Below are 22,717 nucleotides of genomic sequence, written 5' to 3' on the forward strand. Positions count from 1 at the left end.
AGCGGCGGGTACGGCCCGAGCGGTGGGTACGGCAGGAGCGGCGGGAACCACGGCGGGAGCGGTGGGAATCGTGGACACGGCAGGCGGGCGGGTTGGGAGCATGAAGGGCACCTCCGGGCGGTCGGTACGCGTTTGCGCACGTCACCCACCTTGTGCCGGGCGAATTTCCACGCCGCCGCAGCGAGAAGTCAGCGACCGCTCGAATCTCCCGCGGCTGTGTATCCGCCGTGTATCGGCTGCTCCTCGTCCCCGCACCGGCACCTGCTGGTGGCCTTCCGGCTCCCGCCGGATGCGCGCCACCGAATACCTCAGCCGCACATGCGCCAGCCGCCCGCGTCTCAGCCGCGCATGCCGGCATCGAGACGGACGGTGTCGACCGCACCGCCGGGCCGCGCGCGCCCGGATGCCCCAGCCGCCCGCGTCTCAGCCGCGCATGCCGACGTCGAGACGGACAGCGGCCTTCCTGCCCACGAGCTGCACGCCCCCGAAGACCTCAACCGCACATGCGCCAGCCGCGCACGTCCCAGCTACGGATGCATGCGTCGAGGTGGTTGGTGACCTTCCGGCTCCGATGGGCTGTGCGTCCCCGGAACGCCTCAGCGGCCCGCGTGTCAGTCGTGGGTGCCGGCGTCGAGGCGAATGGTGGCGACCGCGCCGCCGTCCGGGGCGTTGGCGAAGTCGAGGGCCGCGCCGATCACCTGGGCCTGGCCGAGGGCGATGGTCAGACCGAGGCCGTGGCCCCTGCCGCGTTCCGCCGCGCCCGTACGGAAGCGCCGCGGCCCTTCCGCCAGCAGCGTGCCGGGGAACCCCGGCCCGTGGTCGCGTACGACGATCGTCGTGCCGCGCACGGTGACCTCGACCGGAGCCCGCCCGTGGCGGTGCGCGTTGACGACCAGGTTGGCGATGATCCTGTCGAGACGGCGCGGGTCGGTGTCGGCCACGGGATCGCCGATCACCTCCACCTGGGCCGGGAGCCCGGTCCGGCGTACGGACTCCTCGACGACCCCGCCCAGCGGCACCGGCACGTGGTCGGCCCGCTCCGCGCCCGCGTCCAGGCGCGAGATCTCCAGCAGGTCCTCGACGAGCCCGCGCAGCACCCCGACCCGGTCGCGTACCAGCTCGGTGATCTCCCCCTCCGGGAGCAGCTCCGCCGAGGTGATCAGACCCATCAGCGGGGTGCGCAGCTCGTGGGCCACATCCGCGGTGAAGCGCTGCTCGGCGAGCAACCGCTCCTGCAGCGCGCTCGCCATCGAGTCGACCGCCGCCGAGATCTCGCCGATCTCGTCGCGGGTCCGGCCCTCCGCCCCGATCCTGGCGTCGAGGTCTCCGCCCGCGATGCGCCGGGCCGTTCCCGCCACGCGCCGCAGACGCCGGTTCGGCAGCTCGGCGATCAGCGCCGTGAGGGGCACCACGATCGCGAGCACTGCCAGCGTGGCCATGACGATGTGCCGGTCGAGGGCCTGGAGGCTGCGCCGCTCGGCGCCCATGTCCACCTTGACGGCCAGCACGCGGCCGCCTTTGCGGACGGCCGCCCACATCCATGGCTCGTCGGGTTTCGTGTCGTCATACCAGGTGGCGACTTCCGAGTCGTCATGCCAGGTGGCGGGTTTCCGGGGTGTCACCTGCCGCAGCAGTTCCGGCGGAAGCTCGGCCGGGTCCTCGATCGCGCTGTCCGGCGGGTCCTCGCCAGGGGTGCCGCTCGCCGTGCGGATGACAGCCTGGAACGCCTCGGACCTGCCCGTGTTCAGCGACCATTCGTACGTCGTGGTGTGCACCAGAACCCCGACCGCCACGGCGACCGCGCAGGAGGCCACGGCCGCCAGCGCGGCGATCTTCCAGCGGAGCGACCGGGGGTCCAGGAGCGACAGGAGGTGCAGTGACGCCCGGATGCGCGGCGTGCGTCTGGGCTCCGACGGGGTGTGCTGGGTGTCCGGCGACATCCGCCACCCCTTCCGCGCCGTACGGCGTGCTCCCGCGAGCACGGCGGAATCGGCCGGCCCTCCGAACCGGGTGGACCTGGCGGGCGCAGGGATGTCGGCGGGCTCCGCGGAGCGAGTGGGCTCGGCGGGCGCGACGGACTCGGTGGGCTCGGCCGGCGCGGCGGGCTCCGCGGAGCGAGTGGCCTCGGCGTGCGTGACAGGGGCGGCGGGCGCGGAGGGCTCCGCGGACTCGGCGGATTCGGCGGCGGCCTCGGTGCGCCCGGCGGACCCGGTCGGTCGGGAGATCTTGGTGGGTTTGATGGGATCGGTGCTCACATCAGCGCCGCAGCTTGTAGCCGAAACCGCGAACGGTCTCGATCCTGTCGGCGCCGATCTTCTTGCGCAGCCGCTGCACGCACAGGTCCACGACGCGGCTGTCGCCGTCCCAGCCGTAGTCCCAGACGTTGCGCAGCAGCGTCTGGCGGTCCAGCACGATCCCCGGATGCGCCGCGAACTCCAGCAGCAGCCGCAGCTCGGTGGGGGCGAGCGCGACCGGCTCGCCGGCCAGGCGCACTTCGAGGCCGTCGGTATCGATGGTCAGGTCGCCGAAGACGAGGTCGCCTGCCCCGCCGGACGCGGACCGCGGGGGATCATCCGGCCCATGCCCGGCAGAAGGCTCGGCGGAGGGCCCGGAAGAGGGCCCGCGCTCGGGCTCGCCGCCAAAGCCGCGACCGAGACCGCGACCGGCCCCTCGATCACCAGCACGATCGGGAGCGCGATCGGGCCCATGATCGAACGCTCGACCGGGCCCGTGATCGAGGGCACGATCGGGGGTGAACGTGGCCCGGCGCAGCAACGAGCGGATCCGGGCCACCAGCACGCCGGTGTCGACCGGCTTGACGACGTAGTCGTCCGCCCCCGCCTCCAGGCCCGACACCACGTCGAGCGAGTCACCGCGCGCGGACATCATCAGGATCGGGACCAGGCTGGTCTCCCTGACCGCGCGGCACAGGCCGATGCCGTCCAGGCCCGGCAGCATCACGTCCAGCAACAGCAGGTCGTGCCGCCCCTCCCGGGCGAGCTCCAGGCCGGTGAGGCCGTCGCCGGCCGTGGACACCGCGTAGCCGTAGCGTTCCAGAGCCATCCCGACCGTCTTGCGGATCACCTCGTCGTCCTCGACGAGCAGCACGGTGACAGGGGCCTGCGGCCCGCCCTTGATGTCCAAACCCGAAATATCTCCCCGAAGGCGGCTGATTGCGCGCTTGCGAGCTTATAAGGACGCATCCGGTGCTCCCCTCTCAGTGGCGTACGGCGGGAAGCGTCAGGAGGCCGGGGCCGCCGGCGGCTTCCAGTCCGGGTGGCCCGGCATCGGGGGGACCTTGGCCCCGTAGAGCCAGCCTTCGATGTAGGAGGTGAGGTCGCGCCCGCTGACGCGGTTGGCCACGTCGATGTAGTCCTTCGTGGTCGCGGACCTGCCCAGGTATCGGTCGTAGAACGTCTGCTCGATCTTCTTGAAGACGGAGTCGCCGACCTGCCGGCGCAGGCCCGCGAGCATCAGCAGTCCGCCGTTGTTCCCGCCGGTCAGCACGTCCTGCGCCGTCTTGAGCCGCGCGGGAGGCCCGGATTCGACCCGCTTGTCGAACTCGAACTCGTAGCGCTGCTTCAGGACGTCGTCGAGCTTCCGATACCCCTTCGCCACGGAATAGAGCAGCTGGTAGTACTCGGCGTGGCCCTCGCTGATCCACATGTCGTTCCAGGTGCGTACGGAGACGGCGTCGCCGAAATACTGGTGGACCAACTCGTGGATCATGGTGGGCGCGATCTCCGCGGCCGGGAGCGCCAGCCCGTCGGCGCTGAACGTGGAGAGCGTCGCCGACTCCAGGGCGACGCCGTCGTAGCCGCCCTGCACGCCCAGCACCCCGTAGGTCTCGAAGGGATATTTACGGCCCAGCTCCTTCTCCACCCAGGCGACCTGCTCGGGGATGTCGTCCACCCGGGGCTTCACCGCCTTGTAGCGGCCGGTCGCGACGTAGCTGCGGATCGGCAGGCCGTGCGGCCCGCGCGCCGTCACCTTCGTGAAGCGGCCGACTGCCACCTGGGCGACGTCGGTCGGGATGGCGTCGCGGGTGGTGTAGGTGTACGTGGTGCGGCCCCCGGTCGTCCTGCGCGACCGCAGCGTCCCGCTCGCCACCGCCTGGAGGTTCTTCGGCGTGGTGACGCGGAAGGTGAAGCGGGCCCTGTCGCTGGGGTGGTCGTTGCCGGGGAAGAACATGTGGGCGCGGTCCGGCTGGCCCATGAGAGCGAAGCCGTCGTCCTTCTCGACCCAGGCCATCAGGTGATGCGCTCCAGCCGGGTAGGAGGGCGACGGCGTGTCGTCCGCGCGGTCGACGCGATAGGAGACGTCGACGCGGAACGACTCGCCTTCGCGCAGGGGACGCCGCGGCGTGATCACGAGCTTCTCGCCGGACGCCGTGAACGCGGCCGGCTCGCCCTGCACGGAGACCGAGGTGATGCGGTCCACCTTCGAGTCCAGGCTGAAGCTGGACAGAGCCTGCTTCGCCGTGGCCGTGATGCGCACGGAGGAGTTCATCTTCGTCGTGCCGGGACGGTAGTCGTACCGGATGTCGTAGGAGGCGACGTCGTACCCGCCGTTGCCGAGGTAGGTGAAGAGCGGGTCACCGGCGCTGTGAGCGCCGGGCCGGGGCGTCCGTACGTCCGGCGAGGACGCGCCGGCGCGGACGTCACCCTTGACGGCCGTGGCGGCGTCCCCGGCCTGGGCCGCCGCGCCGCACGCGGAGACCGCCAGCGTCAGCGCGCCCGTCGTCGCCAGCGCGGCGAGCGATCCCCGCGTACGGCGCCGGGGCGGCTGGGGCGCGGGCGACTGGGGGCTGCCTGTGGTGCTGGGCCGCGGTCGCGGGCCGGACATGCGGGCAGAGGACATCGATGACCACCTTCGGGAAGAAGACGCGCTGGGTGCGCGCACTCCGCCCATCGTGGGTGGGGCATGTGTCGGCACCGCCTGGACCGTGTATCAGCGACCGCTCAGGCATGTATCACCGTGCACGGCCGCCCGCCGGGAACGGCCCCGCCCACGACGCGACGTCGTGGGCGGGGCCGGACGGGAGGGAGGGAGGATCAGGCGAGCGCAGGCTCGGGACCCGACGCGGGACGAACCGCGGCGGGGGCCTCGTCCAGAGGCTGCGGCGGGGCGCTGAACACCTCCTCGTCGAGACGGCCCTCGGAACGTGCGACCAGGACGGGCACCACCATCTGTCCCGTGACGTTGGTCGCGGTGCGGATCATGTCGAGGATCGGGTCGATCGCCAGCAGCAGCCCGACGCCCTCCAGGGGCAGGCCCAGCGTGCTCAGGGTCAGGGTGAGCATCACGATCGCGCCGGTCAGACCGGCGGTCGCGGCCGAGCCGACCACGGAGACGAACGCGATCAGCAGGTAGTGGCCCACGTGCAGGTGGACGCCGAAGACCTGGGCCACGAAGATCGCCGCGAGCGCGGGATAGATGGCGGCGCAGCCGTCCATCTTGGTAGTGGCCCCGAACGGCACCGCGAAGGAGGCGTAGTCGCGGTCCACGCCCAGGCGCTCGGTGGTGACCCGCTGGGTGAGCGGCATGGTCCCGACCGAGGAACGGGAGACGAAGGCCAGCTCGATCGCGGGCCAGGCGTTGCGATAGAAGGTGAGCGGGCTGACCTTGCCCACGAAGGCGAGCAGCAGCGGGTAGCTCACCAGGAGCACCAGCAGGCAGCCGATGTAGACGCCCGCGCTGAGCTTCGCGAGCGGGGCGAGCAGGTCCCAGCCGTAGCTGGCCACCGACTTGCCGATCAGACCGGCGGTGCCGATCGGGGCCAGCCTGATGACCCACCACAGAGCCTTCTGGACCAGGTCGAGGACCGACCGGCTGAAGCCGAGGAACGGCTCCGCCTTCTCGCCGACCGCCAGGGCGGCGGCGCCGAGGACGACACCCAGGAAGACGATCTGGAGGACGTTGAGCTCGGTGAACGCGGTGACGATGTTCGTCGGGATGATGCCGGTCAGGAAGTCCAGCCAGGTGCCTGCGCCGTCCAGGTCGACGGCCTTCGCCCCGGAAGTGGAGATGGTGACGCCCAGGCCGGGGTTGAGGATCAGACCGAGGCCGATGCCGAAGACCACCGCGATCAGCGAGGTGATCAGGAACCACAGCAGCGTCTTGCCCGCGAGCCTGGCGGCGCCGCTGACGTTGCGCAGGTTGCCCACGCTGACGACGACCGCGGTGAACACCAGCGGCGCGACCGCGAGCTTGAGGAGCTGGACGAAGATCTTGCCGACTTCGGTGAGGGTTGCGGTGAGCCAGGCGACGTCACCGGCGCGGGCGACGAACCCGAGGGCCGCGCCGATCACCAGGCCGAGCAGCAACTGCAGGGAAAAAGAGAGTTTCTTCACGAACGAGACTCCGGCAGGAAGGCATGCTCACGCCGAGGCGGCATGCGAGTGGAGAGGGGGGAAGGAGTGGTGACTGCGTTCAGTGACAGAGACGACTGCTCGACCGGCACAGGTCGACGTGCAGCCGCTTGACGAGCAGCACGGACACCGGGATTGATCTCATAGCGCGAGAAAACCTCCTCAACCGGCAGTAAATTCCGGTGTTTCAATGTGATCCGTATCACGTTCTCCTAAGCCAGTGAAGCCTCAATCGCCCCAGAAGTCCCATATGAGCTTCCTGACCGTGATGTCCGATCACGGGATGCGCCCATAGATACAACTTGTATCTATGCCTGCTACGCTCCTTCGCATGGCCGATCCCGCGAAGCGCCCGTCCGCCGCCCACACCGCGTACGCCGTGACCAAGGAGCTGATCCTCTCCGGCGAGCTGCCGGGAGGAAGCCTCATCAGCGAGGGTGAGATCGCCGAACGCGTACGCGTGAGCAGGACGCCCGTCCGGGAGGCGTTCCTGCGGCTGGAGTCGGAGGAACTGCTGGCGCTGCACCCCAAGCGCGGCGCGGTGGTGGTGCCGGTGCCGCCGGGAGAGGCCGCGGACGTCCTGGAGCTGCGGCTGGCCCTCGAACGGTCCGCGGCCGAGCGCATCGCCAGGACCGGACTGCGCGACGATCATCATGAGAGGATGCGCGACCTGCTGCGCCAGCAGCGCGCCCTCGCCGAGGCCGCGGACGTCGGCCGGTTCGCCGAGGCGGACGAGGCGTTCCATCGGTGCATCGTCGAAGCGTCGGGCAACCGGCTGGCCGGCCGGTTTTACGCCACGCTCGGCGACCGGCAGCGGCGGATGAGCATCACCGCCCTGCGCCCGCGGCCGGAGCGGCTGTCCGTGCTGGCCGGCGAGCACGAGGCCCTCCTCGGCCACCTCCTCGCCGGGGACAGCGCGGCCTTCGCCTCGGCCCTGCTCGATCACCTCACCGCGACGCACGGCTCGCCCTACCCCGCCGACCGCTGATCCGCCTCCACTTGTCTCGAAGGTTCGACGTCCCCATGCCGGAAACCCAGCGGATGCCGGAACCCCGGCAGGCCGCCCCCAAACCTGCCGTCACCCTCAGCCCTGCCGCACACAGCCCCGGCGCGCTCAGTCCCGTCACGCTCAGTCCCGTCACGCTCAGTCCCGTCACGCTCAGCCCCGGCGCCTGGCGGGCCGTCGCCGCGGCGATGTTCGCCGCCGGCTGGGGCGGCAACCAGTTCACCCCGTTGCTGCTGATGTATCGCCGGCTGGGCGGCTACTCCGCGCTCAGCGTCGACGCCTTCCTCGGCGCGTACGTCGTCGGGCTCGTGCCGGGGCTGCTGCTCGCCGGGCCCGTGTCCGACCGGCGCGGGCGGCGTCCCGTGCTGGTGGCCGGCACCGTCGCCTCGGCCGTCGCGAGCCTGGTGCTCTGCTTCGGCGGCCACAGCGCCTGGCCCATCTACGCGGGACGGCTGATCACCGGCTTCGCCGTCGGCATCGCCATGTCGGTGGGCAGCAGCTGGGTGAAGGAGCTGTCGAGCGGGACGGACGGCGGGCTCGCCGCACGCCGGGCAGCGCTGTGCCAGACGGCGGGATTCGGCCTCGGCGCCGGGATCGCGGGCGTGCTCGCCCAGTGGGGACCATGGCCCATGGTGAGCCCGTACGCCGTCCACATCCTCCTCACCGCGGCGATACCCGTGCTGCTCCTGCGGGTGCCCGAGACGCGGCCCGCTCGGGCGGGAGGCTCGGTGCGCGAGCTCCTCGGGGCGCTGGCGGACGATCTGCGCGTCCCCGCGCCGGCCCGCAGGCGGTTCCGGCTCGTGGTGCTGCCGATGGCGCCGTGGGTGTTCGGCGCGGCCGGGCTGGCGTACGCGGTCACGCCCCAGCTTGTCGGCTTCCGCGTCGGCGACTGGGGGCTGGCGTACGCGACCGGGCTGACCGTGCTGACCCTGGGCACGGGCGTGGCGGTGCAGCCCGTGGCCAGGTGGCTGCACAGCGGGAAGAGAAACGGCGCGGCGGGCGACCGCGCTGCGGGAAGCCGGACCGGACGGGCTCCGATTGCGGCCATGGCGGTGATGCTCCTCGGCGCGGCGCTGTGCGCGGCGAACGCGGTGCTGCTCTCGCCGTGGCTCGCGGCCGTCACCGCGGCCGCCCTGGGCGCCGGTTATGGCATCGCGGTGGTCTCCGGGCTGCTGGAGATCCAGCGCATGGCCGGCCCTGATGATCTAGCCGGACTGACCGGCGTCTACTACATGCTCGCCTACGCGGGCTTCCTCCTCCCGACCGTGCTGGCCGGTTTGTCGTCGTGGCTCTCCTACCCCGTCATGCTGGCGGCGGTGGCGGCAGCGGCCCTGGTCTGCCTGGGCCTCGTCGTGACCGGCGCCCGCGTCACGGAGCCGACCACCCCGGCGCGCTGACGGCGGGCTTCCGGGACGTCCCGCCAGAAGCCTCCGCATCGCCATCCTCCGCGCCGCTGGGGTCCAGGCCGCCGCGCCCTCCGCCCTCCGCCTCCGCTCTGCTGCCGTCCGCTCTGCTGCCGTCCGCTCTGCTGCCGTCCGGGCCGGCTGAAGCTTTCAGGCCATCCGGCGCGCGGCGGCACCGGGCGACCTCGCGCGACGCGGCGTTCGCCGAGCTGAGGGCGGGTGATCTCCCCCGGACCCCACGCGCGTACGGCGGCGGGTGCGATCGAGCCCTGTACGCGCCCGACCAGCCGATGAATCGTGCATGGTGACGACGGTCTCGCGCGATGAGGAGGCACGGCATGGCGGTGCGGCTGGGAGCGCGTCTCATGGCGGCGATCGCGGCGACGATCCTCCTCCCCGTGGCGACGGTCCTCATGGGCACCCCCGCCGCCGCGGACACCCGTGTCGACAACCCGTACATCGCCTCGGAGCGCTACGTCGATCCCTGGTGGTACGCGTCGGCCGTGTCCGAGCCCGGCGGCGCGGCGGTGGCCATCGAGCCGACCGGCATCTGGCTCGACAGCGTCGCCCACATCGAGGGCACCTCCTCCTTCCCCGGGCTGCGCGCGCATCTGGACGAGGCCGTCGTGCAGGACTCCTACGGCTCGGCCCCGCTCACGATCCAGATCGTGCTGAACGACCTGCCCGATCGCAACTGCACCCACGCGGTCTCCAACGGGGACTTCAGCGTGACCGCCGACGGCCTGAACCGCTATCGGACCGAGTATGTCGATCCGATCGCCGAGATCCTGGCCGACCCGGCCTACCAGCGGTTGCGCATCGTGGCGATCGTCGAGCCCGACTTCCTGCCCGGGCTGCTCCTGCCCGCCGCCACCTCCCGCTGCGCCGCCGTACAGGCGAGCGGGGCCTATCCCACGGCGCTGCGGTACGCGATCACCCGGCTGCACGCCATCCCCAACGTGTACGTCTACCTCGACGCCTCCCATCACGGCGTCGTCGGTCATCCGGACAACTTCGGCCGGGCCGCCGATCTGCTCGCGAGCATCGCGGGCGCGACCGGTGGGCAGCCTTCGCCCGTGCACGGCTTCACGGTGAACGTCGCGGGCTACGGCGCCCTGGTCGAGCCCTACTTCAACACCCACATGGGCCTGCCGGTGAAGAACTCGCGGTGGGTGGCCGGGAACGACTACGTGGACGAGCTGTCGTTCGCCCAGGCGTTCCGTCAGCGGCTCATCGCGGCCGGCTTCGGGCCCGGCATCGGCATGGTGATCGACACCTCGCGCAGCGGCTGGGGCGGCCCCTATCGCCCGGTCCGCACCAGCACCTCCACTGACGTGAACCGGTTCGTCGACGAGTCGCGGACGGATCGCCGCCACAGCGTCGGCAACTGGTGCAACCAGGCCGGGGCCGGGCTCGGCGCGCGGCCCACGGCCACCCCCGCCTCCGGCATCGACGCGTACGCGTGGATCAAGCCGCCGGGCGTCTCCGACGGAACGAGCATGAACGTCCCGGGCCCCGACGGCCTCCAGCCCGACCCGATGTGCGATCCGACCTACGTTCAGGGGACCGTGCCCAGCGGGGCGCTGCCGTACGCCCCGGCGGCGGGGCAGTGGTTCGGGCAGCAGTTCCAGGAGCTCCTCGCCAACGCCTACCCGCCGCTGTGAGGCACCCGGCCCGGCCAAGCGGCCGGACTGAGCCACCGGACCAGGCGGCCGGGCTGAGCCGCAGGACCAGGCGGCCGGACTGAGCCGCCGGGCTGATACACCGGACCAGGCGGCCGGGCCGAGCAGCCACATCAGGCCCCCGGATTAGACGATCGGCCGTTCGTCGAGAAGCCGGACCAGGCGTTTCGGCGCGATCAGCCGATAGCTGTCCTCGATCAGCCCGGCGATCTCGTCCCAGTCCTGCTCGACGTCGAGGCGCGCGCCCACCCAGCCGTTGCGCCCGACGTACGGCGGGACGAAGAAGCGCTCCGGGTCCGAGCCCACGAGGGCGTCCTGCACCCCCGGCCCGCCCTTGAACGTCAGCGACCGCCCGTCCTCACTGGTCATCGCGAACATCTTGTCGCCGACCCGATAGGTGGGAGCGGTGTGACCCCCGAACGGCTTCTCCACGGCCTCCGGCAGGGCCAGGCAGATCTCCCTGAGCCGGGACGCCACATCCTCATCGCTCACGCGGCTCGCCCCCTCGCACGGTCGTCATGACCGACCAGGGTAGGGGCGGGCCTCAGGCCGCACCACCCGACCGCACCACCCGACCGCACCACCCGACCGCACCACCCGACCGCACCACCCGACCGCACCACCCGACCGCACCACCCGACCGCACCACCCGACCGCACCACCCGACCGCGCCACCCGGCCGCGCCACCCGACCGCATCGCCCCGTCACGCCCCGGGCCGCACCACCCCGCTCACGGCACGCGGTCACGACACCCGCTCACGGCACGCGGTCACGACACCCGCTCACGACACCGGGTCGCGCACCCGGCCCGCGGCGGTGAGGGCCGCCAGCAGCGCCACGGCCGCCAGGACGGCCGAGGCGGCGCGGGCGCCCGCCTCGTGGGGATGCCCACCGAGATGCAGGGCCAGGGTCACCACGGCGATGCCGAGCGCCGTGCCGATGCCGCGCGCCATGCCGACCATGCCACCGGCCGTGGCGGCCGTCCGTTCGGGGACGGCGGCCATGACGACGGCGTTGTTGGCGGGCACGAACAGGCCGAGCCCGGCGCCGGTCAGCGCCAGGCAGGCCCCGGCCCAGCCCTCGGCGGCGGGATCCGCCGCCGCCAGCGCACAGCCGGCGGCCGCCGCCACGGCACCGGCGACGCACCTGCGCCGGTCGCCCCAGGCGCGGGGCAGCAGATGGTCGCCCACGAGGGCGCTCACCGCGAAACCACCGGGCAGCGCGGTCAGGACCAGCCCTGCGAACAGTTCGCCGCTGCCCGCCACGAGGACCTGCGGGATCGACACCAGCGGACCGAACAGCACCAGGTAGCCGCCCAGCGCTCCCGCGAGCCCGGCCGTGACGACCCGGCTGCGGAGCAGGGCGGTGTCGATCAGCGCGGACGGCACCCGCGCCTCCCATCGCCAGAAGCCGATCGCGGCCCCGGCGGCGACGGCGAGCAGGACGGGCACCGACCACGACGGCAGGTCCAGGCCCGAGACCACGGAGGCGGCGAGCAGCAGGGCGCTGGTGGAGGCCCCCAGCAGGACCAGCCCCGGCCAGTCGAAGCGGCCGCCCCTCCCCCGATGCCGCGTGCGCGGCAGCAGGTAGCGCCCGGCGATCACGGCCACGCAGCCGACCGGCACGTTGATCCAGAACACCCACCGCCATCCCGCCGTGGCGACCAGCACACCGCCGGCGACCGGCCCGAGGGCCAGGCCGAGCGCCTGGGCCGCCGCCTGCATGCCCAGCCCGGTCCGCATCCGTTCCCGGGGGACGCTCGACACGACCAGGGCCACGCTGTTGGCCTGGAGCATCGCCGCGCCCGCCGCCTGTACCAGCCGGCAGGCCACCAGCACCGCCAGGGACGGCGCCAGCCCGCAGGCGGCCGAGGCGGCGGTGAACACGACGAAGCCGTAGAGATAGACCAGCTTGCGGCCCGCGACGTCGGCGAGGCGTCCCGCCCCGGCCAGCAACGCGACCAGCACCAGCAGGTAGCCCAGGGACACCCATTGCACGGCCGCCAGCGAGGCGCCGAACTCCCGCTGCATCGCCGGGAAGGCCAGGGTGACGATGCTCGCGTCCAGTTGTCCCATGAACGCGCCGATGCACACGGCTCCCACGGCGAACCAGGGGGCGTACGGGTGCTCGCGCACGCGGTGGGGGCGGCGCGACTCCCTCAGCAGATCACGCATGCTCCGACCCCTGCCTTCCAGCCTATCCCCGCAGGTCGGACGGCTCCGTCCCGCCAGGCGGGCCCGACGGCTCAGCCGGGACCACCCCGCCCGGACGGCGTACGGGCCGGGCCGCTCACCCGGGGCCGCCGTGCTCGAACGGCAGGCGGTGCTGGACGGCGAGCAGCCACGCGATCGACGGCAGCACCAGCAGCGCGCCCGCTCCTGCGACGACGAGAACCGCCGAGATCACCGCCGGTTCGGCCGCCGCCTGCCGGAAGGACACGGCCGGCGGCAGCATGAGCGGATACTGCGCCACCGCCCATCCGCACAGCACGGCGGTCACGGCCAGTGCCGCGGCGCCGCGTACGAGCAGGTAGCGCCGCAGCCACAGCAGCGCGATGGAGGCGACGCCGAGCACGGCGCTGGCCAGCACGAACGGCAGCGCGCCGTGGGTGAGGCCGGTGGAGAGCCGGGGGGCGTCGGCGCGCAGCACCCCGATGCCGCCGAGGGCGACCACGCCGGTGACGGCGGCCGCGGCCAGCGCCCTGCGCCGGAAGACCTCGGCCATGCCGGGCAGGCGGGACCGCACGGCGTCGTCGCACAGGTAGACCGCGGCGAGATAGGCGCAGACGGCCACCGCGAGGACGCCCCCCAGCATCGAGGTCGGGTTGACCCACGCGCCCACCAGGTCGCCCCTGGCCAGGCCGGGCGGCACCCGGCCGGACGCGACGGCCCCGGCCACCGTGCCGAGGAAGAACGGCGTGAGCACCGACGACAGTGCGAAGGCCGCGCCGAACAGGCGCTGCTGCCACAGCTCGGTGCTGCTCTTGCGGAACGCGAACGCGGCTCCCCTGCCGATGATCCCGAAGGCGGCCAGCGTAAGGGGGATGTAGAGCGTGGACATCACCGCGGCGAAGACCGCCGGGAAACCGGTCCACAGCATCACGAGCACGAAGATCAGCCAGACGTGGTTGGCCTCCCAGACCGGGCCGAGCGAGTGCTCGATGAGCCGCCGCTGGGGCATGCCGGCCCGGCTGCCCCCGGCCAGCAGGTCCCACAGGCCGCCGCCGAAGTCGGCGCCGCCGAGCAGCGCGTACAGGATCAGGCCGAGCCACATGACGCCGAGCAGGACCTGTGCCGGCTCCATCAGAGCGTCTCCCGTTCCTGCGGCGCGGCCACCGGCCGGGCGCGGAGCATGAGCCGCAGCACATACACGGTCGAGACCGTGAGAACCGTGTAGACGACGACCAGCAGCAGGAGCCCCGCCCACAGGTTGGGCGCGGGGTTGACCGCGTCGGCGGTGCGCAGCCTGCCGTACACGACCCAGGGCTGACGGCCGAGCTCGGTCACCACCCAGCCCGCCTCGACGGCGACGACGGCGAGCACGCCGGAAGCGGCCGCCGGCCACAGGAACAGCCGGGAGCGCGGGATCTCGCGCCGCCGCCACCAGCTGAAGGCGAGCCAGGCCGACAGCAGCAGGAGCAGGACGCCGATGCCGACCATGGCGTCGAAGCACAGGTGGACCGGCGTGACCGGCGGCCGGTCGGCGGGCGGCGTGCGGTCGAGCCCCTGGACGACGGTGTCCGGGCTGTAGCCGACCAGCAGCGACAGTCCGCTGGGGATCTCCAGCGCGTAGCGCATGCGGTCGTCCACGAAGATCCCGCCGAGGCTCAGCGGCGCGTTGGGCCCGGTGCTGGTCAGCCCTTCCATGGCGGCGAGCTTGGTGGGCTGATAATCGGCGAGGAACCGCGCCGCGTAGTCGCCCACCACGATCTGGACGGGCGTCAGCGCTCCCGCGAGGGTGAAGGGCACCAGGAAGCCGAGGCGGTGGTAGCGGTCCCACCGCCCGCGCAGCAGGGCCACGGCATAGACGGACGCGGTGGCGAAGCCCGACACCATGAACGCGGCGACGATCATGTGGATCGTCTGCGGCGGGGTGGCGGGGTTGAACATGGCCGCCCAGGGCGACACGTCCGTGACCCGGCCGCCCTCCAGGCGGAAGCCGCGCGGCTGGTTCATCCACGCGTTGGCCGAGACGACGAAGAACGCCGAGGCCACACCGGCGATCATCACCGGCACCCCGGCCAGCAGGTGGGCTCGGGGCGAGAGCCGGTCCCACGCGTAGAGGTAGATCCCGATGAAGATCGCCTCAAGGAAGAACGCGATGCCCTCCAGCGCGAACGGAAGCCCGATCACCTGGCCGTACGCGCCCATGAGGCCCGGCCACAGCAGGCCCATCTCGAAGCTGAGGATCGTGCCCGACACGGCCCCGACGGCGAACAGGACGGCCACCGTCCTGGCCCAGCGCCGGGCGAGGCGCAGGTAGTCGTCGTCGCCCCTGCGCAGCCCCCGCCATTCGGTGAACAGGAGCAAGGCGGGCATGCCCACTCCCAGGCACGCGACGATGATGTGCCACCCGAGGGACAGCGCCATCTGCGTCCGCGCAGCGGCCAGGTCGGCCCCGCCCGCCGGGCCCGCAGCGGCGATCAGCGTCGCCGCGAGGGCCGGCCGCACCGCCCGCTCCCCGCCGGGAAGCCCCGGCCGGGGCCGAGGTCAGTGGTCATCCCAGTGACCGTCGTGGCGGACGTGGCGGTGCCCGTCGTGGATGTAGTCGACGTGGTCGCCGTGCGGCACGGCCACGTGCCCGCATTCCGGCCCGTGCTCGTGGTCGTGCGCGTCGTGCACGGCGTGCCCGCTCGCCTCGCACTCGTCGACGTGGTTCTCGTGCACCCGGTGCAGGTGGCCGTCGTGGACGTAGTCCACGTGGTCGCCGTGCGGCACCGCGACGTGGCCGCACCCGGCGCCGTGCCGGTGCTCGTGTGCCGCGTGCTGCCGATGATCGGTCATTGTGCTCATGGGGGGATTCCCCCTCTCCGTGAACCCGCGGACTGGTTGCGTAGGTACCCCCGCACGTCCGCGGGAGGCAGCGCCCCGACCGGCTTTTGCGCAAGCCGATGCGAGCCTCTACTCCCGTTTGGGCCACGTGCCGTCTCCGCGACGGCCTGCCCGGGGACTTCCCTGGGTGCGACCTGAGACAGAAATCACCTTAGAGCCACATATCCTTGGACGATTCGCTCTCTTGAACTCTTCGTGTTTAGTGCGATAAGTTAGTGACATGATCGCGCCTGGGACTCCGACCACCGCCGAGGACCTGCGGGGGGCCGGCCTGCGGGTGACGGCCGCTCGTGTCGCGCTGCTGGAGACCGTCCGCAGCGGTGACCACCTCGACGTCGAGGCGATCGCCTCCGGGGTCCGCGATCGCGTGGGCCACGTCTCCCTTCAGGCCGTGTACGAGGCCCTTCATGCCCTGACCGCAGCGGGACTCGTCCGTCGCATCGAACCGGCCGGCAGCCCGGCCCGGTACGAGGGTCGCGTCGGCGACAACCATCACCACGTCGTGTGCCGGTCGTGCGGCGTCGTCGCCGACGTCGACTGCGCTACCGGCGAGGCGCCGTGCCTGAACGCGTCCGACGACCACGGCTTCACCATCGACGAGGCCGACGTCATCTACTGGGGCCTGTGCCCCGGCTGTTCCAGCGCTCGCGCTTCCTGAGCCCCATGATCGACTAGTTCCAGAGGATTCCCTTGACCGAGAACCACGACGCAATCGCCACCGATCCGAAAGCGGAGGGTGAAGGCGGCTGCCCGGTCGCGCACACGCGCGCCCCGCACCCGACGCAGGGCAACGCCAACCACCAGTGGTGGCCGGAGCGCCTCAACCTGAAGATCCTTGCCAAGAACCCGGCCGTGGCCAACCCGCTCGGCGAGGACTTCGACTACGCCGAGGCGTTCAAGTCCCTCGACCTCGCGGAGGTCAAGCGGGACATCGCCGAGGTGCTGACGACCTCGCAGGACTGGTGGCCGGCCGACTTCGGCCACTACGGCCCGCTCATGATCCGTATGGCGTGGCACAGCGCGGGCACCTACCGCATCAGCGACGGCCGCGGCGGCGCCGGCTCGGGCCAGCAGCGCTTCGCCCCGCTGAACAGCTGGCCGGACAACGGCAACCTCGACAAGGCGCGCCGCCTGCTGTGGCCGGTCAAGAAGAAGTACGGCAAGAAGATCTCCTGGGCCGACCTGCTGATCCTCGCCGGCAACGTCGCCCTCGAGTCGATGGGCTTCAAGACCTTCGGCTACGCCGGCGGCCGCGTGGACGCCTGGGAGCCCGACGACGACGTCTACTGGGGCCCCGAGACCACCTGGCTCGGCGACGAGCGCTACAGCGGCGACCGTGAGCTGGAGAACCCGCTCGCCGCGGTCCAGATGGGCCTCATCTACGTCAACCCGGAGGGCCCGAACGGCAGGCCCGACCCGATCGCCGCGGCCCGCGACATCCGTGAGACGTTCCGCCGGATGGCGATGAACGACGAGGAGACGGTCGCCCTCATCGCCGGTGGTCACACCTTCGGCAAGACCCACGGCGCGGGCCCGGCCGACAACGTCGGCCCCGACCCCGAGGCCGCCCCGATCGAGCAGCAGGGCCTCGGCTGGAAGAACAGCTACGGCACCGGCAAGGGCGGCGACACGATCACCAGCGGTCTCGAGGTCACCTGGACCTCGACCCCGACCCGGTGGTCCAACAACTTCTTCTGGAACCTGTTCGGCTACGAGTGGGAGCTGACCAAGAGCCCGGCCGGCGCGTGGCAGTGGAAGCCGAAGAACGGCGCCGGTGAGGGCTCGGTTCCCGACGCCCACGACCCGTCGAAGCGGCACGCCCCGGGCATGCTGACGACCGACCTCGCGCTCCGGTTCGACCCGATCTACGAGCAGATCTCGCGGCGCTTCTACGAGAACCCCGACGAGTTCGCGGACGCCTTCGCCCGCGCGTGGTTCAAGCTGACCCACCGCGACCTGGGCCCGGTCACCCGCTACCTCGGCCCGGAGGTCCCGAGCGAGGTGCTGCTGTGGCAGGACCCGCTGCCGGAGCGGACGTACGAGCTCGTCGACGCCGCCGACATCGCGGCCCTCAAGGAACAGATCCTCGCCACGGGCCTGTCGGTCTCCCAGCTCGTGTCCACCGCGTGGGCGTCGGCCGCGTCCTTCCGCGGCAGCGACAAGCGCGGCGGCGCCAACGGCGCGCGCGTCCGCCTGCAGCCGCAGATCGGCTGGGAGGTCAACGACCCCGACCAGCTCGCGACCGTGCTGCGCGCCCTGGAGGGCGTCCAGCAGTCGTTCAACGCCGCGCAGACCGGCGGCAAGCAGGTCTCCCTCGCCGACGTGATCGTGCTCGCCGGGTGCGCCGCCGTCGAGAAGGCCGCCAAGGACGCCGGTTTCGACGTCGAGGTTCCCTTCACGCCGGGCCGCGTGGACGCGTCGCAGGAGCAGACGGACGTCGAGTCGTTCGCCGCGCTCGAGCCGACCGCCGACGGGTTCCGCAACTACTACGGCAAGGGCAACCGCCTGCCGGCCGAATACCTGCTGATCGACCGGGCCAACCTGCTGAACCTCAGCGCCCCCGAGATGACCGTCCTCGTCGGCGGCCTGCGCGTCCTGGGCGCCAACCACCAGCAGTCCAAGCACGGCGTCTTCACCGAGACGCCGGGGGTCCTGACCAACGACTTCTTCGTCAACCTGCTCGACCTGGGCACGGAGTGGAAGTCGATCTCGGAGGACCAGACCACGTTCGAGGCTCGCGACACCGCCACCGGCGAGGTCAAGTGGACCGGCACCCGGGCCGACCTCGTCTTCGGGGCCAACTCCGAGCTGCGCGCGGTCGCGGAGGTCTACGCGAGCGACGACGCCAAGGAGAAGTTCGTCACGGACTTCGTCCGGGCGTGGGACAAGGTCATGAACCTCGACCGGTTCGACCTGGTCTGAGCCTGACCTGACGTCCGGGCCGGCCCACACGGGCGCCGGCCCGGACGTTCCGCTTTGTCCGGGCGATCGCCCAGGGCTCAGACCGCCACCGGGTAGGTCTCCGGAGGCTCTCCGCGCTCCCAGGCGGCCGTACGCTCCAGGGGCTCCAGCGCGCCGGTCTCGTCGATGTGGATCACCGCGTCGAACTGGTCGGACAGGCGGGCCTGGAAGTAGTGGCTCTGCCGTTCGGTGCGCGGGCGATAGACCACGCCGATGGCGCGTTCGAGCAGCGCCCTGCGCAGCAGGTCCGCCGCGCCGGCCGAACGCCCGAAGCCGACCAGGAACTCCTTGTGCCCGACCTCGTGGAACAGCTCCTCGACCGAGCCGGGCAGCGCCGGGCGCACGTTCTTCCGCTCGGCCGGGCCACCCCAGTCGTCGGCCGCCGTGACCGTGCCGGTGTAGGTGGTGAAGCCGATCAGCCGGCAGTCCGTGAGGCTGTGCTCGCGCACCAGCTGTCCGAGGTTGAGCTCGCCGCGCGCGCCCATCTCCGTGGCCCGCGCGTCGCCGAGGTGGGAGTTGTGCGCCCACACCACGATCTTCGCCGGCTCGCCGCGCTGCCAGCCGAGGTGCTCGGCCAGCGCGAACAGGGTGTCGGCCATGTGCCGGTCACGCAGGTTCCACGAGGACACCCGGCCGCCGAACATCGTGCGGTAGTACCGCTCCGCCGCTGCCACCACCACGGCATTGCGCTCGGCGTGGAAGAACTCGTCCTCGCCGAGCAGCCCCTGCGCCCGCTGGTAGCGCAGCGCGTTGCGCTGGAGGTCCACGAGCTGCTCGATCACCTGCCGCTCGCACGACTCCCCCGCGCCGAAGGCGGCGGCGAAGCCGTACGCCTGACCGTCGTCGCCGTCGTTGTGGTCGAAGCAGGAGTAGCGTTCGCGGGCCCGCGCCGCCGCGGCCGGGTCCACCTTCTCCAGGTAGGCGACGACCTCGTCGGCGGACCGGTGCATGCTGTAGAGGTCGAGCCCGTAGAACCCGGCCCGCTCCCGCTTGCCGAGCCGGTCGTTGTGCTCGCGCAGCCAGCCGACGAACTCCAGCACGTCCGCGTTCCGCCACATCCACGCCGGGAAGCGCTCGAAGCCGCGCAGCGCCTCCTCGGCGGTCGCGTCGTCACCGCGCCCCCGGACATACCGGTTCACCCGGTACGCGTCGGGCCAGTCGGCCTCCACCGCCACGGCGATGAAGCCCTTCTCCTCGATCAGCCGCCGTGTCATCTGGGCGCGCGCGGCGTAGAACTCGTGGGTGCCGTGCGACGCCTCGCCGATCAGCACGAACCGCGCGTCGCCGACGATGTCGAACAGCACCTCGTCCGAGGGGACCCCGTCCCGCACCGGCACGAGCTCCGAGCGCAGCGTCGCGAGGTCGGTGCGGACGAGCGTGGCCCCGGCCCGCGCCGAGGCCGCCGCGCGCAGCAGCCTGCGGGCCTCGTCGTCGCCGGTCTGGGTGAAGTTCCAGTACGACTCCCCCACGGAGAGGAAAGGCATGGGCGTGGTCGCGCAGACGACGTCGTCCACCAGGGCGGCCAGCTCCTCGCAGGTGGACTCGGCCGCGGCGGGCATGGCGACCACGATCCCGGCCGGCCCCCGCTGCCGCACCGCGCGGACGGCCGCGCGCATGCCCACCCCGGCCGCGAGCCCGTCGTCGACCAGGATGACGGTCTTGCCGCGCAGCTCCGCGGCGGGCGTATCGCTCCGGTAGGCCCGCTCCCGCCGCGCCAGCTCGCGGGACTCCCGCTCGGCGACCTGCCGGATGGTGTCGGGCCGGAGGCCGAGCCCGCGGACGACGTCCTCGTCGAGCACGATCACCCCGCCCACGGCGATCGCCCCCATGGCCAGCTCCTCGCAGCCGGGCGTGCCGAGCTTGCGCACCAGGAGCAGGTCGAGCGGGTGGCCCAGGGCGGTCGCCACCTCGTACGCCACCGGGACGCCGCCGCGCGCCAGGCCGAGGACGACGACGTCGGGCAGCCCGCGGTAGTGGCCGAGGAGTCCCGCGAGCACCCGGCCCGCCTCCCGGCGATCCGAAAACAGGCGATCATTCATGAGCCTCGCCTCCCGGGTCGCGCAACCGAATACCCCACTATGAGCAGCGCAAACACGGTTCCCGGCAGCGCCTGCCGGACCGGTTGCCCGACGGCCCGGACGGCCGGGCCTGCCACTCCGCCTGCCGGGGGCCTCGTACGAGGGCCTCGTTCGCGTCCTGCGGGCGATCAGCACATGACGGCGCGGTGGTAGCGGCCGGCGAGGGCACGTACGAGTTCGACCAGTTCCGGCGGCTCTGTCACGGTGAAGTCCATGCCCAGCAGGCCGAGGTTGACGGCGAGTGCCTCGACACTGTCGGCACCGGTGTCCAGCAGGCACCGCGTGTCGTCGACCGGCGTGACAGTGCCGATGGCAGCGTTGATCCGTTCGGCGACCAGCTCGGCCGGGGCGTGCAGGGTGACCTGGGCCCGATACCGCCAGGCTGCCGACGACACTCCCCGCCGCACCTGGTCGACGGGGTCCTCCGGCAGCTCGCGCGGGGCGAACCGGGGACCTGCCGGGGTGCGTGGGCTCATGCGGTCGACCCGGTACGTCCGCCAGTCGGCCCGCGCGACGTCGAAGCCGATGAGGTACCACCGCCGCCCCCAGTTGACCAGCCGGTAGGGCTCGACGTCTCGGCGGCCGGCCGAGCCGTCGTGACTGCGGTAGTCGAACCGCAGCCGCTCATGGTCCCGGCAGGCGGTGGCGATGGCGGTCAGCGTGTCCGCGTCGACCCGCGGGCCGGGCTCGTCCCTGGGCACCGCGACGGCGTACTGCTGGAGGGTGCCGACCCGGCGCCGGAGCCGGGACGGCAACACCTGCTCCAGCTTGGCGAGCGCGCGCAGGGAGGTCTCCTCGACCCCCGTGATGGTGCCCGCGGCGGTCCGAAGCCCGATCGCGACGGCGACCGCCTCCTCGTCGTCGAGCAGCAGCGGCGGCAGGGTGGCGCCGGCGCCGAGCCGGTAGCCGCCCGCGGCGCCCCGGCCGGCGTGCACCGGATAGCCGAGGTTCCGCAGGCGATCCACGTCGTTGCGGACGGTCCGGGTGCTGACCGACAGCCGCTCGGCCAGCTCGGCGCCGGTCCACTCGCGGGGTGTCTGCAGCAGGGAGAGCAGGCGCAGCAGCCGCGCCGAGGTTTCCAACATTCCCGGAAGTCTGCCAGCCAATTAGGAACGAATCTTACCTAATTGGCATCTAGCGTGACGGCCATGACGAACAGCGGGGGCGGCATCACGGAGGACGCCGCCCCCATGACGGCGAGGCCCTGCGGCAAGCAGAGCATTCCAGGTCGTTATGTCAGGACTGTCATCGAATGAAGGGAAACCCCATGTATCTGGTCGTTGGTGCCACGGCTCACTTCGGACGTCAGGCGGTCGAGGAGCTCGTCTCCACTGGGGCTCCGGTGCGTGCGCTGACCCGGACCCCGGAGAAGGCCGGGCTGCCGGAGGGCGTCGAGGTCGTCCAGGGTGATCTGACCAAGCCCGAGACGTTGCCGGCCGTCGTGCGGGGTGTCGAGGCCGCCTTCCTGGTCCTGCAGTATGGAGCGGACATCGCTCCGCTTCTGGAGGCAGCGCGCGAGGCAGGAGTGCGGCGGGTGGTGTTCCTGTCGTCGGGGGCCGTCGACGACGGGGCCGAGCGGCAGCCCGATGTGATCGCCCGATATCACCGTGACGTCGAGCAGGCCATCGAGACCTCCGGAATCGAGTGGACGTTCCTCCGGCTGCTGTTCCCCGCCATCAACTCGCTGACGTTCGGGATGCAACTGCAGGGCGGCGATATCATCCGCGCGCCGTACACCGAGGCCGCCTTCAGCGCCGTGCACGAGCGGGACGTCGCCGAGGTGGCCGTACGGATCCTGACCGGCGGCGGGCACGCGGGCCGGATCTACGACCTGACCGGCCCCGAGTCGCTGACCCAGGCACAGCAGGTACGCATCCTGGGCGAAACGCTGGGACGCCCGCTGACCGTCGAGGACCTCGATCCCGAGCCCGTGCGAGCGCAGATGAGTCAGTTCATGGACGCCGACTTCCTGGCGGCGCTGTTCGGTCTCATGGCACGGGCTGTCGGGAAGCCGGCGCCGGTCAACGAAGTCATCGAGCAGATCACCGGGCACCCCGCGCGCACCTACGCCGAGTGGACCACAGATCACAAGGCCGACTTCGGCGGCTGACCGACCAGGGCAGGGGGACGGAGAACCGCCGCCTCCCTGCCCCCGAGAACCGAA

18 protein-coding genes are annotated in these 22,717 nt (G+C 72.1%); 6 read left to right on the top strand and 12 right to left on the bottom strand.

Annotated elements, in window-relative coordinates:
* Positions 1 to 611 precede the first annotated feature (611 nt).
* The 5 genes from OHB01_RS30885 to OHB01_RS39995 all read right to left on the bottom strand — a co-directional run bounded on the left by OHB01_RS30885 (position 612) and on the right by OHB01_RS39995 (position 6,516).
* Positions 612 to 2,255: a HAMP domain-containing sensor histidine kinase gene (locus OHB01_RS30885; RefSeq protein WP_328854346.1), complete on the bottom strand. Its 1,644-nt coding sequence runs from the start codon at positions 2,253 to 2,255 to the stop codon at positions 612 to 614.
* A 1-nt stretch (position 2,256) separates the two neighbouring features.
* Positions 2,257 to 3,144, bottom strand: a complete 888-nt coding sequence (locus OHB01_RS30890; protein ID WP_277351425.1) for a response regulator transcription factor — start codon at positions 3,142 to 3,144, stop codon at positions 2,257 to 2,259.
* Between the two features lie 96 nt (positions 3,145 to 3,240).
* On the bottom strand, positions 3,241 to 4,860 hold the full coding sequence (locus OHB01_RS30895; protein ID WP_205830053.1) for a M1 family metallopeptidase: 1,620 nt from the start codon (positions 4,858 to 4,860) through the stop codon (positions 3,241 to 3,243).
* A 194-nt stretch (positions 4,861 to 5,054) separates the two neighbouring features.
* Positions 5,055 to 6,353 (bottom strand): dicarboxylate/amino acid:cation symporter, encoded by a 1,299-nt coding sequence (locus OHB01_RS30900; protein ID WP_328854347.1) that lies wholly within the window; start codon positions 6,351 to 6,353, stop codon positions 5,055 to 5,057.
* Between the two features lie 79 nt (positions 6,354 to 6,432).
* A complete protein-coding gene (locus OHB01_RS39995; protein ID WP_419197597.1) occupies positions 6,433 to 6,516 on the bottom strand; it encodes a putative leader peptide in 84 nt (27 codons plus the stop codon).
* Between the two features lie 186 nt (positions 6,517 to 6,702).
* On the opposite strand from OHB01_RS39995, the gene OHB01_RS30905 reads away from it, so the two are divergent.
* From OHB01_RS30905 to OHB01_RS30915, 3 genes are all read left to right on the top strand, one after another.
* Positions 6,703 to 7,359: a GntR family transcriptional regulator gene (locus OHB01_RS30905; RefSeq protein WP_147943359.1), complete on the top strand. Its 657-nt coding sequence runs from the start codon at positions 6,703 to 6,705 to the stop codon at positions 7,357 to 7,359.
* 35 nt (positions 7,360 to 7,394) lie between these two features.
* The gene (locus tag OHB01_RS30910) at positions 7,395 to 8,774 is read left to right on the top strand and encodes an MFS transporter (protein WP_328854348.1); all 1,380 of its coding nucleotides are present in this window, start codon (positions 7,395 to 7,397) and stop codon (positions 8,772 to 8,774) included.
* A 344-nt stretch (positions 8,775 to 9,118) separates the two neighbouring features.
* Entirely contained in the window at positions 9,119 to 10,444 is a 1,326-nt protein-coding gene (locus OHB01_RS30915; RefSeq protein ID WP_147943360.1) for a glycoside hydrolase family 6 protein, read from the top strand.
* Positions 10,445 to 10,588: 144 nt separating this feature from the next.
* On the opposite strand, the gene OHB01_RS30920 is transcribed toward OHB01_RS30915, so the two are convergent.
* From OHB01_RS30920 to OHB01_RS30940, 5 genes are all read right to left on the bottom strand, one after another.
* The gene (locus OHB01_RS30920; RefSeq protein ID WP_147943361.1) at positions 10,589 to 10,954 is read right to left on the bottom strand and encodes an MmcQ/YjbR family DNA-binding protein; all 366 of its coding nucleotides are present in this window, start codon (positions 10,952 to 10,954) and stop codon (positions 10,589 to 10,591) included.
* 291 nt (positions 10,955 to 11,245) lie between these two features.
* Positions 11,246 to 12,637, bottom strand: coding sequence for an MFS transporter (locus OHB01_RS30925; protein WP_328854349.1), 1,392 nt, complete (start codon positions 12,635 to 12,637; stop codon positions 11,246 to 11,248).
* Positions 12,638 to 12,752: 115 nt separating this feature from the next.
* The gene (locus OHB01_RS30930) at positions 12,753 to 13,766 is read right to left on the bottom strand and encodes a cytochrome d ubiquinol oxidase subunit II (protein WP_147943363.1); all 1,014 of its coding nucleotides are present in this window, start codon (positions 13,764 to 13,766) and stop codon (positions 12,753 to 12,755) included.
* Entirely contained in the window at positions 13,766 to 15,133 is a 1,368-nt protein-coding gene (locus OHB01_RS30935; protein WP_260617180.1) for a cytochrome ubiquinol oxidase subunit I, read from the bottom strand. Before OHB01_RS30935 ends, OHB01_RS30930 begins: the two co-directional genes overlap by 1 nt.
* Before the next feature lie 39 nt (positions 15,134 to 15,172).
* Positions 15,173 to 15,475 (bottom strand): hypothetical protein, encoded by a 303-nt coding sequence (locus OHB01_RS30940; RefSeq protein WP_328854350.1) that lies wholly within the window; start codon positions 15,473 to 15,475, stop codon positions 15,173 to 15,175.
* A 259-nt stretch (positions 15,476 to 15,734) separates the two neighbouring features.
* Here OHB01_RS30940 and OHB01_RS30945 point away from each other — a divergent pair, with 259 nt between their 5' ends.
* Positions 15,735 to 16,172 carry a Fur family transcriptional regulator gene (locus OHB01_RS30945; RefSeq protein WP_142646872.1) on the top strand — a complete coding sequence of 146 codons (438 nt, stop codon included), beginning with the start codon at positions 15,735 to 15,737 and terminating at the stop codon, positions 16,170 to 16,172.
* A gap of 32 nt (positions 16,173 to 16,204) precedes the next feature.
* Complete coding sequence (gene katG, locus OHB01_RS30950) at positions 16,205 to 18,436, top strand: catalase/peroxidase HPI (protein ID WP_328854351.1); 2,232 nt, start codon at positions 16,205 to 16,207, stop codon at positions 18,434 to 18,436.
* 77 nt (positions 18,437 to 18,513) lie between these two features.
* Here katG and OHB01_RS30955 read toward each other — a convergent pair whose 3' ends face one another.
* Both OHB01_RS30955 and OHB01_RS30960 read right to left on the bottom strand, forming a co-directional pair.
* Positions 18,514 to 20,514, bottom strand: coding sequence for an erythromycin esterase family protein (locus tag OHB01_RS30955; RefSeq protein WP_147943364.1), 2,001 nt, complete (start codon positions 20,512 to 20,514; stop codon positions 18,514 to 18,516).
* A 167-nt stretch (positions 20,515 to 20,681) separates the two neighbouring features.
* Entirely contained in the window at positions 20,682 to 21,638 is a 957-nt protein-coding gene (locus OHB01_RS30960) for a helix-turn-helix transcriptional regulator (protein WP_328709951.1), read from the bottom strand.
* Positions 21,639 to 21,820: 182 nt separating this feature from the next.
* Here OHB01_RS30960 and OHB01_RS30965 point away from each other — a divergent pair, with 182 nt between their 5' ends.
* A complete protein-coding gene (locus OHB01_RS30965) occupies positions 21,821 to 22,663 on the top strand; it encodes an NAD(P)H-binding protein (protein ID WP_328854352.1) in 843 nt (280 codons plus the stop codon).
* The last annotated feature ends 54 nt before the right edge of the window (positions 22,664 to 22,717 follow it).

It is taken from the genome of Microbispora hainanensis (genome assembly GCF_036186745.1).
Classification (GTDB): Bacteria; Actinomycetota; Actinomycetes; order Streptosporangiales; family Streptosporangiaceae; genus Microbispora.

Bases quoted from the DNA above. Each gene is read 5' to 3' on its own strand.
- OHB01_RS30925 (WP_328854349.1), bottom strand. From the start codon at position 12,637: ATGCGTGATCTGCTGAGGGAGTCGCGCCGCCCCCACCGCGTGCGCGAG.
- OHB01_RS30965 (WP_328854352.1), top strand. From the start codon at position 21,821: ATGTATCTGGTCGTTGGTGCCACGGCTCACTTCGGACGTCAGGCGGTC.
- OHB01_RS30895 (WP_205830053.1), bottom strand. From the start codon at position 4,860: ATGTCCTCTGCCCGCATGTCCGGCCCGCGACCGCGGCCCAGCACCACA.
- OHB01_RS30915 (WP_147943360.1), top strand. From the start codon at position 9,119: ATGGCGGTGCGGCTGGGAGCGCGTCTCATGGCGGCGATCGCGGCGACG.
- OHB01_RS30910 (WP_328854348.1), top strand. From the start codon at position 7,395: ATGCCGGAAACCCAGCGGATGCCGGAACCCCGGCAGGCCGCCCCCAAA.
- OHB01_RS39995 (WP_419197597.1), bottom strand. From the start codon at position 6,516: ATGAGATCAATCCCGGTGTCCGTGCTGCTCGTCAAGCGGCTGCACGTC.
- OHB01_RS30905 (WP_147943359.1), top strand. From the start codon at position 6,703: ATGGCCGATCCCGCGAAGCGCCCGTCCGCCGCCCACACCGCGTACGCC.
- OHB01_RS30930 (WP_147943363.1), bottom strand. From the start codon at position 13,766: ATGGAGCCGGCACAGGTCCTGCTCGGCGTCATGTGGCTCGGCCTGATC.
- OHB01_RS30955 (WP_147943364.1), bottom strand. From the start codon at position 20,514: ATGAATGATCGCCTGTTTTCGGATCGCCGGGAGGCGGGCCGGGTGCTC.
- OHB01_RS30945 (WP_142646872.1), top strand. From the start codon at position 15,735: ATGATCGCGCCTGGGACTCCGACCACCGCCGAGGACCTGCGGGGGGCC.
- OHB01_RS30940 (WP_328854350.1), bottom strand. From the start codon at position 15,475: ATGAGCACAATGACCGATCATCGGCAGCACGCGGCACACGAGCACCGG.
- OHB01_RS30960 (WP_328709951.1), bottom strand. From the start codon at position 21,638: ATGTTGGAAACCTCGGCGCGGCTGCTGCGCCTGCTCTCCCTGCTGCAG.